The following is a 12924-nucleotide window of genomic DNA, read 5'->3' on the forward strand; positions in this document are numbered from 1 at the left end:
TTGCCTAAAACTTCTATGTAAGCGTCTATTGAAAGTTCGATGATTCTCTCCTTTCCTAGAAGTCTGGTGGAGACCCACGTTGAGGCGTAATTTAGTGCCTCCTTAACGGCTTCTTGGATTAATTTTTGTCCCTCTGCTTTTTTCCTCCATACGATGACCATTGATTTGTTTAATGACATAGTACCTCTTGCATTAACCCTGTTCTCATCCTCAGTAGTTATTGCGTGAATCGCTGATATTTTGAATTTGGAGTAGTACCACCCTCCATATAAAAGTGAAATCCACGCGTCTGGAGATGTGTGATTGTAAAAGGTAACCATTAGTCCGTCATCCTTTAAGAACTGGTCAAGCTTTGCAAATGCTTGGGCTAATCTTTCCCTGAAATACTCATATGTACCGATTTTATCACCAAAGACTTCGCCTCTAGGTTTTTCAACCGCAATATCCTTTGGTGCAAGTTCTTCCCATTGTGTGTTATATGGTAATGGGATAATCCTCTTTAACCACACATAATAGAAGTCGCTTATCTCTGGATAAGGTACGTCATTAGCGTAAGGCGGATCTGTTATTATAACGTCAACTGGGTCTAAGTTTAACTCGTTAACATCGGAATTAACTATATCGAGAACAGATGTAGAGTTAGTTTGTGCTAAATATTCTAAACCTTCAATCACATGCTCTAAGCTTCTTGAAAAAGATCCAATAATATCGGCTAGAGGAGAAACCTCTACCCAATTCCATGTAAACGAGAATCTTCTGAATGATAATGCATTCCTAATAAATGTTCTGGTCGATTCCACTGATGTTAATATACAATTATACCTCACATAATTTAAGAAAGTTATAGCCAAGTATGTAATTACCGCGTCTTTATATCTATCATCAAAATCTATCTTCTCCCTTGAATCATTTAGTTTGTCTATGATTTTACTGAGAATAACCAATTGCCTTGCATTAAATATTTTGAAAAATTTATCTAATCCCCATGTTCCAAACATTACGGAGCCGTAAGGAGCTGCTCGTTCTGTCGGTATTTTACTAATGTCAACCTCTTTTAGCATTTCAAAAGTTTTCCAGAACCTTTCCTTATCTACTTGATCTATTTCTTCAAATTGTAGCTCTTTTCCTTCTCCCTTAAACTTCACTAAAATGACTGGTCTAGCTTTGGCGTTTTTTAAACTGTCTAGGTCGATTTCTCCGTTCAAGTATTTCTCGTATTTTTCGTTCCAGTCTCTTATTGCCTCTTTTACGTACCAATTATCGCCTTTACCAGGCATGATATTGTTGCAAAACAAGCATTTAGCTAAAGAGTTCTTGGCCACGATATTTCCTTCAGGAACTTGGTATTCTTTTCCATCTACAATTACTCTATCTTTTGTCTTCTTTGCTCTCAGCGACCTTTTACCTAGCTCCTTGTTTAGGTCAACTACTCTAATTCGTAACTCTCTTCCGTTAACCTCGGGTTTCATGAATACAAGTCTCCTAAACTCGCCCGATCTAACCTTTTCTTCCTCTTCTTCTTCACTCTCTTCCTCCTCCTCATCACCTTTAATTTCCAATAACCACCACTTATTAACGAGTGGAGTGTAGTTACCACAATGAGGACATTTCACTTCCCATGTTCCAATGAAACCGGAAGCGTCTCCATAAAGCTCCTTCACGTCCTCCTCAATTGACTTTAGCAGTTCCTCGCCGTACTTTTTCACGTCACTGATGAGTCTCTCCCCGTAATTGGGATACTCCAGCACTGCTTTTAGGAAGGCGTAAGCGGTAGGTAGAAGGTCTGAAGCTATTACATTTCCAACTCCTAACCTCTTAGCCTCTAGTGGGATAGAGCCAAACCCAGCGAAGGGATCCAATACCGTGAACTGTTTGAACTTACCGTCGGTTATGGGCTGATATTTGTGAGGGTTATCTTCACTTAGTCTAGTTATCCTCTTGAAATCCACCACTGACGTGTTTTCTGGTAATAGTGCAGCAGCCGTAAATGCTCTTGCTGATATCAAAGGTTTCCTAGTCCACCAGAAAATCATTTCCCAGTAAGGGGGTCTTCCCGGTCCTTTCTCCTTTTTAGCCTTTTTGTCAATTTCAGGAATTAGTGAGGCGAAAGTGTCACTTTCTATGAAACGTTTTGTCACAGAAAAAAGTAAATAGATCACATTTATTTTTATTTCGGTTGAGAGTCTGTGTACACTGTAAAGTGGAGATTTTCACGTAGCTATCGTGTATCTAGTTCAGCCTGATCAGCAATGGTTATTAATGTATACATAATACACAGTAATTATAATGATAGAAAAAAGATGCCACGAGAGTCATGTAGCCACCTTATTGCGTGACTTAAACGAAGCATTATACAATGCTTACGTAGACTTAATTCGAAATCTAGATGACGTGTATGAGGACGACTGCGGAAAATATCAGAAGTGCGGTAAAACATTATATTTCTTTAGGATAGAAGACATAATATCACCTAAAATACTGGGGAGAATATTTTTTGGTTTTTATAATGATCCTTTAAAGTCTAGTGTCACTTTCGCCCCGGCGTATTCACCATATTTGGATAGAACCCTAACTCTAAAATATTGGGGAAATTATCATGAGCTATTTCATCGTGAACTATTTGGAAATAGTATTTCGTACGTCTTAAGGTTTGACTCCGATGTTATATCTAGGCCATCTGGAATCATGGACTTTGGTAATAGCTCTCCCTCTATAATAAACGATTTTGAAATAAGGAAAACATTAGGGATATATTGGACTTTTTCCCTAGGGTTGCCCTATGACTTAAAAAACCCTTTTCTAGGAAATCTTTTTCTTAGAGTAGGAGATAATTGGATAAGTATATCCAACATATTTCACACATACGTCACAAAAAGTAACGGACACATAGAATACTTAGACCTGAACTTTGACCGTAAGGCGATAGAGCGTGAAGACCTTGAGCCCAGCTTAGATCAAGATTATTTTTCTTATTTCTTTATAAAACAATATAATCTATACCTAGAGGCTGGAAGTCCTAAGAAAAGAGAGACCGTAAAGGTCGTAGGATATGATTCAAGTAAATTTAAGGATATCGGAGTTAATTGGGAGCATAAGCTAGTGCTCATGGCGTTGAGGAAAATGTTGATTCAAAGGCGACTGGATGACGAGGATGTCATTAACATAGGAAATGTTAAAGAAATATCTCGCTGTCTTAATACGTTGTTACAGCTGATATCCAAAGAGAGTAGCATACCAATGAAGTTTAACGTAGGTAAGATGTTGGATGAAATAGTTGAAGACTTAGGATCTAGAATGAACGGCCGTGAAGTTAAAGTATTTCTAAAGGACAACAATGACGATATAATATTCGTGCACCCTGCTTTGTTCGCTAAAGCATTCGTAGAGAAAGAGATGAACGAAATATACGATAGTCTAATTCATAACGTGTTCATAGACTCGCAAAAAAGGAAGAAGTTTTTAAGGTTAGTTGGCAAGGTCGTTACTAATAAAAAACCCACTCAAACCCATTCTAGGAATAACATAAACGTACGTAATGTAGATATTATTGTAAAGTATCATCCAGACTTGAAGCAATTACTAGGTTATGACAAGTTACACCCTGATGAATCTATAAAAATATTAGACGTATTTAAGTATATTTTCAACTCCATAAAGACGCTAAATGTTAACAAGGTCTAAAATACTGTCACCATTTTAGGACTATTTCATAACGAGAATAGGTTCACGATACGGACGGTGATTATATCCATCCTGAATCAGAATAATTAAGGCTGACAGGTAGAGAGTTAAACGCATCTCTTATGCGCTTATTCGCAGAATGTTCTCCTTGAGACCTTTCTCGATGGATAGATTAACAACAAAATTTATCAAAAATGCTTTTAGGTACGGATGATCTAACTCTCTACATTATTACTGGATACATAAGGCAATAAGCGAAATATAAACTAAGAAAATTTTCCATCGCGTTTCTACATTGTTCTTAATTCCTCTACACCTCCCAGTTCATTTCTTATCGATGGATTTCTCTATATCTTCAATTTGCTTAAGTACACTTTTTACGTTATCTGGATCTAAAATAATATTGACTATCTCAATATTACTACCTAGACCTGAGTTAGTGTAATTGGCGGACCCCGTTATTGCTATTGAGCCGTCAATCACTAAAGCCTTAAGGTGTAATAGTTTCTCCTTTTTGTCCTCGGGAAACTTCAAGACTATTATTGGGTCATTATTATTATTCTCTGCTTCCTCTATGGCTCTCTGATTTTGCTCACTGTCTAAAGTAATCACTTTCACTTTAATCGATCTTCTGTATTTTATATCACTTAATATGTTTATCGTATCCTTAGATATCCACGGAGAGACTAGTATTATCTCTCTTTCAGCTAATAATATTAAGTCTTTGAACACATCTAATAAGGAGTTGGTTGATGTTATCCCACTAACTATCGTAAATACCGACTTTCCTAGCCAATTGTTGGCAGTATTTAGGAACATGGTTACTAAGTTTCTACTTATCAGGAAGGGCTGGTCGAAAGGCATGAACATACAACCTTTATCCATTCCTACACAAGCATTACATCCGTCCCAGCAAAGAGGTAACTCCGAGATTAAATCCTTAAAATAGCTTCTATTCTCTGAACTTCCATATATCTCTTCACTTCCATATATCTCTTCTTGGAAATTCTTAGCTAAGTAATTCCTTACAGCTACATGTAACGGAAAGGTATCTTTAGAGCACGACCTCCATAAATCATATATATCAATAACCCTATCTACTAACTTATTTAACTGATTTTGTGCCTTAAAATGAATATTTACCTTTTTATATTTCTGTAATTCTACACTCAAATTAGCCGAATTCTTATTAAAGGTTTTCTCATGTTTAGAATAGGATTGAATTATGTCATTAACTATCATATTCATAGATAGGGTAAACTGATTAGGCTTGCTCTTTATTAACTCAGATAGAATTTTTAATACGCCACTTCCCCCTTGAATGGTATCAATAATGTAGATGTTTTCCTTACTATCTCCGAAAATTGGGTGCTCAATGTAATATAAAAATTGATTATGCAGTGAAGGAGAGAAGATAGGTAATATACCTTCAACAAACACGTGTGCAATGGTATGAATCAATACAAAGCTGGTAAACATCTTCAAGATTTCAAATTTGGGGCTATCACTGTCACAATCAAAATATTTTCCTATTCCTGAATTAGAGTTCGTTGCCTTTACACCATTCAATAAATTACTAAATCTGGATATAGCTTCAAAGCCTCTAGTACTGGATTGTGACTTCCTTAGTCTAATGTATTTAGCGTCATTACCAAAGTACATGTTCATTTTAAGGCACATCCAGTCTCTAATACTTCGTGAATTATTGAGCAGTTCCTCTACATATTCGTCCATTGCCTTAGGGTTAAACTGGATAACGATACCGTGTAGGTTATCTTGTTTAAAGCCAATTGCCTCTTTGTACGAAACCCATAAGTAGTCTAAATAATATAAATCAGCCAGATTATCTTTAAATATCGTAGCGTCCGAAAAGGCCTCCAACGATAATTTATCATCGTATTTAATTTTTCCTAAGATTCGATCCTGCCCTTTAATATTAACTTGGATCAAAGCCAATATCTCCTTATCACTGAATGGGTACTCTCTTACTGTTCTCACTATATGTGGCATCACTTTATATAATCTCTCGTAAGTATTAGGCCCAACATAGTGTTTACATGTTTTGGTGCTGTTACCTGGTTGGAATAACTTACACTTATTAGCAAGAGGACAGTTCTTTTCATCGGTTATCAATATGAAACCATATCGACAATTATAGCCCTGCGTCAAAGATTCATAACTAAATTTCATGAGCTTAGGGAATGGTTCAGTATAATCCCATTTCGCCATAGACTTTCCGGTCTTCGATAAGTCGTTATGTGTATATTCTATTTCGAAGGGTGTATTACGTGAAAATATTTTAGGTTTGATTAAATAGGGGTGAACTACTGTCTTTAATTTTCCAGTATTACCCGAATCATCATAATATTCAAACTTGTTGTAACTTCCGTGATACCAGTCATTATCAGTAAATTGCCTCCACCTAGAAGATTTTCCGTTTATTACTACGGTTGAATAAAAAGGTGAAGGTACTAGGATCATACCATAATCTTCTTTACTTCTAGAAAATAATAGCGCAAAAGGTGTGAAGGAATATAATGCTTGTATCCCATTTCTTCGCGTAGTATTGCTTTTAGTCATCACTATAATCACCCTCCTCAGTATCTAAATCTACATTAATCACAGGTGCGGGTGGTGTCATCAGCAAATCTATGAATATATTATTGTTAAAGAGTTCCTTTAAAACTTTGAACACATCAATTGAAATATCATTATCACTAATATTATTTTTCTTTTGAAGTAATAAAAGGCATTTTACTTTGTTCTCGCTCTCAGTAAACTTTAATGTTTCCTTTAGACTATTTGAGTAATCTACAATTGCGTTAAGGTCCTTAATTAGATCTTCTAGTTTTTGTGAGAAGTTTTTTATATTCAATTTCATTCTCATTTTTGCAAAGTCTTTCGTCTCTATATTCTGCGGTTGTTTTATCTGTTGATTTAATTCTTCTAATTCACTAACGCTTCTTTTAACTTTCTCGATATCTTGTTCAAGCTTATTTAGCAACTGACTTATAACAGGCCCATAACCGTGACCATTATCTAGTTCGTCAAAGATCTTGTTCAAATATCCTTCTATATTGTATAAAAATTCTTTTAGGTAATCTTTATTCAACTTGAACTCACGAAGTCTCTCGTTATCGAGTATTTTTTCAGCTAATTCATTGAAACCGTCATCATCCTCAAGGGTCGATTCAGCTTCATTAAGTCCCTCAATAAGATTTACTCTAATATTTTCCACGATTGAGACTACGTCCTCACATTTATTATCATTAGGATACGTTTCGTAATTTACTGAATTTAGTGTGCCTAATGCCTCAGAAATTCGGCTAGGGTCTATGCACAAGTCCGTAGACAGTTTCTTTACGAATTCTTGGTCTTTTAACTTCTCTCTTAGTTCGTTTACTAAATTCTTTCCTAACTCTTCACAGTCAGTTCTTTTTAGGTCGTCATCCACACACGTATTGCTTCCATTTAGGGCTTTTTCTAGCAAGAGATAGGAAAACATATACTGTAATACGATGTTGGGGTTGGTGGTCATGCCATATTGTGATGATACTCCTTTACCTAGAGATGTCAGTTTTTTCATAAGGTCTTGATTGTATATGTAAAGTGTTGCAAACGGAGAAGTTTGCAGAGTTATTATGCCAGTTGCTATTCTGTAAGTCCTCTCACTTCTACCAGCTCTTCCTATCCTTTGGATAATACTTTCCCGCGAAATAGGAAGCTTGTGCTGTATTATTAGTGCAATATCTCCTATATCGATACCTAATTCTAGTGTAGAGGTAGAGAACAGTAGTTGTAAAGGAGAGGTGCTACTCTTAAACTTTTTTTCTATTTCCCATCTGTTTTTAGGAGGCAAAAGAGCATTGTGTAGCTCTATGCTACTTTTCAGGTCTCCAGCAAACCTGTCTAGTTGATTGACGTCGGCGCACACATATTTATAATTCTGTAAATAATCCCAATAATACTCCTTCTCGTTGCACAAGTCATTAGGATCTGTGTAACATATATGGTCTCTAATTTCCTTGCCTTTTCTCGTCCCTAATATCGTGTTATAGAAGTACTTAAAAAGTTTGGTAACTCCCGCAACACTATCAGCAAAAACAATACCCTTAAAGCCCTTGTCCTTCAGCCAGGCTAAGGAAACTTCTGCTGCGTACTCTGTTACGGTATCTATGCCTTTACCTATATTAGGAAATAAAAATAAATAAAGGATTAATCTCTTTTTATTCCCTTTTTGAGGATATTTGGAATAGAAATCCTGGAATGTGGGTATGTTAGAAATACATTGATTTGACTTACAACAGACAATACTGGAGAGAAATTCTAAATGGTTCGGTATTGTAGCTGAGGAAAAGACAATCTTTTCAACTGGGGGAGACTTACTCAAGGCTTTTAATGAATTAAGAAGTCTTAGAATGTATCTTAAATGTTGTGTTAATATATTATCGTAAGCATGAACTTCGTCTAAAACGATATATTTAACATTCTTAAATCTAGAAGCTCTGTCCTTATTTAATATTCTTCGATAAAGTGTCCACAAATTTGTTACTAATACATTTGGTATATTAACTTCTATATCTTCCCTGGTAGCTAGTAAGAAACTATAGTCTCTTTTGCATGAGCTACATTTAACGCCGGCTTTTGTGTAAATCAACTTATTTCCACATTTAGGGCAGTTTAGCCCTCTGTATTCTTCTCCGTCTTTTATCTCCTTCCTTCCAGGTGTGTCACCGTCTTCAAGTGCTAATGTAACTTTTTTGTTTAACTTATTATTTATTAGTTCTTGGTTTATCTCATATATTAAGTCTAATAACCTCTCCACTTGATCTTTAGCAAGAGCTTTACGAGGATATATAAAGACTACATTTATTGGCTCTTCATTCTTAATTACAGCCTCAAGAACGTAAACTATGGCTGGTAAAGTAAAAGTGATGGTTTTTCCAGTAGCCGTAGGTGCTACCACCGGTATATAATGCTTATACTGATCTAGAATCTGTTTCATAACGTAAGCTTGATAACTTGAAAACCCTTTACCTTTAATACTTCTAGACATTACATTTTGAAGAATGTTGGTTATTAATGATATATCCTGGTTAGGTAAGTTGTCTAAACTTAACTTGTTTTGTACATCGCTAAGGATAGAGGTGAAACTTACAGCACCAAAGTCTGGATAGTATTCTTCTTCTAATTGTACATCGTACTCTAGGGCTACGGGTGGGGAAACGGTATAAGATCTAGCGTGAACCACTTTTGCTAATAAGTCCATATGAGCTGACCTGTATTTATCACAGATCTTGATTATCATGCCCTTCTGGATCAACTGGTTTAACAGCTGGTTACCGTTACTATATCTTCCAGCTAACTGCTGGAGTTCATTGAGGGTTAGCTTAGCTAATGAAAAGTCCTTTTGATTATTTTGAAACTTCTCAACCTCTTTTCTAACTATGTCTTGGTATAATGATATTTCCTCCTCAGAAGGAACATTTGAGTATGACACTGTGCTCACTCTCTAAAATTTTCATCAATAATTATAGTTTTACATCTCATATAAATATATTATTTGAGATTCAAATCCTTATCACGTGTTAATCCTTTCATCACTTTCACATTCAAATTGACTTTAAATTCACGGTAAAGATATACCATTATAGCTCAGTATTCTCCGTTACGTAAAGTATGCTCTAAATTTCCAGGGTACAACATTACTTAAGGTCACGGATAATGATAATCAATCTTTTCTTAAGGGTAAGTGATAAGTATATAGTTTTTACTACCCCTCTTTCCGATGTTCCTTTGGTTAGGGATTTCTAATTCCTCTATTTTTACCTGACCCCAGCGTAACCTGACTAGTTCGACTACCTTATCCTTTAACTCTGCCTTGTCATAATGAAACAAAAGATACTTCCTTTTCATTTTCGACGTTTTTCTTAAAAATTTCTCTAGCATATTTAAGTATCTATTATAGTCCATTCCTTTATGAGGGTTGACTATGAGTTCTCTCTTAAAGTTAAACCTCGGTGTACTGTTTATCACCATCTTTACAATATCTTTGAAGTTACTTTCCCTTAGCCAAGTCCAGTAGAAAAAGGACAGTTCGGAATACTGTATCTCTTCGAAAAACGGCGGATCTGTGAACAGTACGCTATCATTGTTAAACTTAAACGTTAAAGCATTACCTAAATATAATTCTACGTCATTGTGTAACTCATACTTTTTACTTCTCTTAAAGTAAGAGAGGAAACGCCTAGCTTCAGACTTAAAGGCTTCTATGGCGTCCACTTCCTTCACTTTTTCGGGCGTCCAATACGAAGGTATTCCCCAGCTACCAGCGTTTTCCCTTTTCATTTTCGATGCTTTAAATAAGGCGGAGCAAAAGGTTCCGTATAACGCGAGTTTTGTACTTACCGTAGCACTTACTTTGTCTATAGCTTTCAGAATGGAATATAATTTTGTAAAATTTTCATGGGAGAAGAGTTGTGATACTCTCTCTACTTTCTCCCTTTTCCAAAAAGGTTTCCCATCTTTGTAACGGAGATAATCGTATCTTAATACCCTTTTCTTGACCGGGACTAAATTCTCCAAAACCTCGTTCACTTTCTCCTCATATTCCAACGGATCGGCACCAATTATATTAACGTAGGCCACAAGCCATGCATACGGGTTTATATCTAAATATATTCCTCTGTTACCGTGTCTTAATGCAGTGAGTATTATGGAACCAGACCCTCCGAAAGGGTCTACTATCTCACCATCGACTTCCTTCATAATCTTCTCGATTACTAGATCTGGTTTTCTTCCCCAGTAACGCATTATTACCATGTAGAAATTAGAAATAAATCTTGCATCAATATAATAACCTTTTTCCTAAGTTTGAGGATATTACCTTGACGTAAGAAATTAAGAAAAATTAAACAAAAGCTAGTTCTAGATACTCTCTTTTAGAATTTTTCTAAGTAACAGCAGATGTGACATTCTACATAGACGTTAATGTCAGGATAAATCTATAAGATAGTTGTATAGAATATTAAGAATAACTACATGATTACATACTAAACACCTACTTGTAAAGAGCTCTAACCTTTCTATAGGAAAGTCCCTATCTCGTTATTAACCTTAGTGACATCCCTTAGTAGCACCCATAGCTCGAGGGGTTAAGCCTGAGCTTTTGGGCACAATTGCTAGGGATAGCTATGTCTGTAACACGTTTACGTGACTATTCATTATTTTTAATTACTTCTAATCCCTTTAATACTATTTAGTTACGGAAAGAAAAGATTTGTAAATATTATTTCCGTTAACATTAAATTAGAGGGTGCCACTGTGAAGTCTGTGAGCAGTCGCGAGGTGGAGGAAGACACCCAATGAAACTCCCCATGTCCTCGAAGGGAGTGGTTTAACTACCGCTCCCGTAGACGGCATGGAGAGTGAGAAGGAGTGATGAGGCCGAGTGATTAATAGTCACGAAAAGTGACTATTAGTCACGATGAAGGCTGAACTCTGCATAATTTTCCCTCTCTATGTCGACTTTTAAAAATTTCGTTTCTTACCTCGAGTGTGACGTAGTCACGTTAAAAATTCATTAGCAGTAATAATCTTCAGTTAGAGAAGACGCCAAGATGAAGGGCTTGATAAACATAGTAATAATTGAGCGTAATTAGCTCATTATTAGGCGGAGAGGGCTAAAGTCCTTGTAATCCCTATTACTCACAGTATAGAAGGGAAACCATTAGCCAAGGCACTCCATATCATTAAATTCTCCCTCATTGTGTCATACCTAACGTAAGTTTAACTCTCATCAACTACTGTGACTTTTGCATTAAGGCTCCTAATTGTAGGAGAAAAAAGCGGTTCATGGTTCAGGGTCCCATACAGATTATGAAAATTCTTTCGAAGAAGTAACGAAATTAGAAACTCCCCATTTATATTTGATACGGGCGACGTATTAGTAAGTACCATTCTATATTTGTTCAATTGCACTCGGGACATTCTTAACCTGACTTCCTCTTATAAAACATATTGATTAGATCTTCATTGTAAAATCTAACTAAAGTGTATAAGACGTAAGTGGAAGGTGTCACACTGATTTAAAGCTTTTTACTCGTTAGTATGCACTTAACACATGGAAGGATATTTAGATTATAAAAATAATTCTAAAGGTTATATTTACGCTAAATTATACGATGGTTTAGTTGAAGGAAAATTGGCTTTAGAGATGATACAAAAGGGTCTGTTACAAAACGCTTCTTTAAAGGCATTTTTAGGTGTAAAATCCGCTGTTAGTGCACTGGTTGTAAAGAACCTTAACGAGATTATCAAATTAAAAGACGAGAAGGAAAAGTATTGGCACGAGAACGTAGGGTATTCAGCACCTACAACAGGTTTAATAGGGATCTCAAAAGACCTAAAAAACTTAGGCATCGACGCTGAGAACGTGATAAGAATTGCTTTAACTTTACACAAGTTCTCTTATAATGGTTTCGATCCTAACTTTGTTGATTATAGGAACTCTGAGGAGGTAATAGACGACGTGAAAGAGTTCATAGAGTGGTTACTCAATTTAAAATATTATTTCGACGATTTTTGGGACGAAAAGTTAGAAAAAGCAAAGAAGGATTTAGAGGAATTATTAAAAAATACGATTAATTAATCACCCCCGAAAAGTGAGTGTGACATAATGCCCAAAAGGGAGATTACGGAGATGTGAGCCCCGTGCCGTTGGGCTCGAAAGAGTCCCATGACCCACCTGTGGTTGAGGGCTAAGTCCCTACACTAGATCATGAATGAACATAAAATGGTTGAAATGAAAGTGTAGGGACAAACGGTCAGTTTCGATGCTAATTGGATCTTTTTCCCGAATTCTCTATAGGACGCTGTAATTATCCATACCAAGATAAACTGCTTTCCTATTAACTTCATTAAGGGAATTGAGAAGCACACTTTCGTCTACAAAGTCCCGTAATTTACCTACCGAGAGCATAGTCCCGACCAATACCAAATTTACAGCCTTAAGGTTTCCTGCTTTCAGGGCCAAGTCTTCAGCGTCAATTACCACGACTGTCTTTACGTATTCCTTAACTAGTCTGATGATGTCGTCAATGGTGGGTAAAGACACTTTCGGAATAGCTGGTCTCTGTATTTTCGTATTCATTATAAATATACCAGAGGTACTACTGGCGTATTTTATATTCCTAAGACCTTCAATTGCCTCAAGTCCTACTACGTAGTCAGCCGTTCCTAGGG

The 12924-nt window shown here is 36.1% G+C and carries 7 protein-coding genes; 2 read left to right on the plus strand and 5 right to left on the minus strand.

What is annotated here, in order from left to right; genetic code table 11:
• On the minus strand, window positions 1-2138 hold a 2138-nt coding region (locus tag WIW89_RS01520; protein ID WP_337719507.1), incomplete at its 3' end, for a DUF1156 domain-containing protein.
• Between the two features lie 148 nt (window positions 2139-2286).
• On the opposite strand from WIW89_RS01520, the gene WIW89_RS01525 reads away from it, so the two are divergent.
• Entirely contained in the window at window positions 2287-3681 is a 1395-nt protein-coding gene (locus tag WIW89_RS01525; RefSeq protein ID WP_337719508.1) for a hypothetical protein, read from the plus strand.
• 324 nt (window positions 3682-4005) lie between these two features.
• Here the strand turns inward: WIW89_RS01525 and WIW89_RS01530 are convergent, their stop codons facing one another.
• The 3 genes from WIW89_RS01530 to WIW89_RS01540 form a co-directional block, all read right to left on the minus strand.
• The gene (locus tag WIW89_RS01530; protein ID WP_337719509.1) at window positions 4006-6261 is read right to left on the minus strand and encodes a phospholipase D-like domain-containing protein; all 2256 of its coding nucleotides are present in this window, start codon (window positions 6259-6261) and stop codon (window positions 4006-4008) included.
• Window positions 6254-9181, minus strand: a complete 2928-nt coding sequence (locus WIW89_RS01535; RefSeq protein WP_337719510.1) for a DEAD/DEAH box helicase — start codon at window positions 9179-9181, stop codon at window positions 6254-6256. The genes WIW89_RS01530 and WIW89_RS01535 overlap by 8 nt, the downstream gene beginning before the upstream one ends.
• A gap of 242 nt (window positions 9182-9423) precedes the next feature.
• On the minus strand, window positions 9424-10494 hold the full coding sequence (locus tag WIW89_RS01540; protein ID WP_337719511.1) for a DNA methyltransferase: 1071 nt from the start codon (window positions 10492-10494) through the stop codon (window positions 9424-9426).
• Between the two features lie 1309 nt (window positions 10495-11803).
• Between WIW89_RS01540 and WIW89_RS01545 the strand changes: the two genes are divergently transcribed.
• A complete protein-coding gene (locus WIW89_RS01545; protein ID WP_337719512.1) occupies window positions 11804-12331 on the plus strand; it encodes a PaREP1 family protein in 528 nt (175 codons plus the stop codon).
• A gap of 213 nt (window positions 12332-12544) precedes the next feature.
• Here the strand turns inward: WIW89_RS01545 and WIW89_RS01550 are convergent.
• Window positions 12545-12924: 2-oxoacid:acceptor oxidoreductase family protein (locus WIW89_RS01550; protein WP_337719513.1), on the minus strand; the 380-nt coding region annotated here is incomplete at its 5' end.

Origin of the sequence: Stygiolobus sp. CP850M (genome assembly GCF_037389425.1) — an archaeon.
Taxonomy (GTDB): domain Archaea; phylum Thermoproteota; class Thermoprotei_A; order Sulfolobales; family Sulfolobaceae; genus Stygiolobus.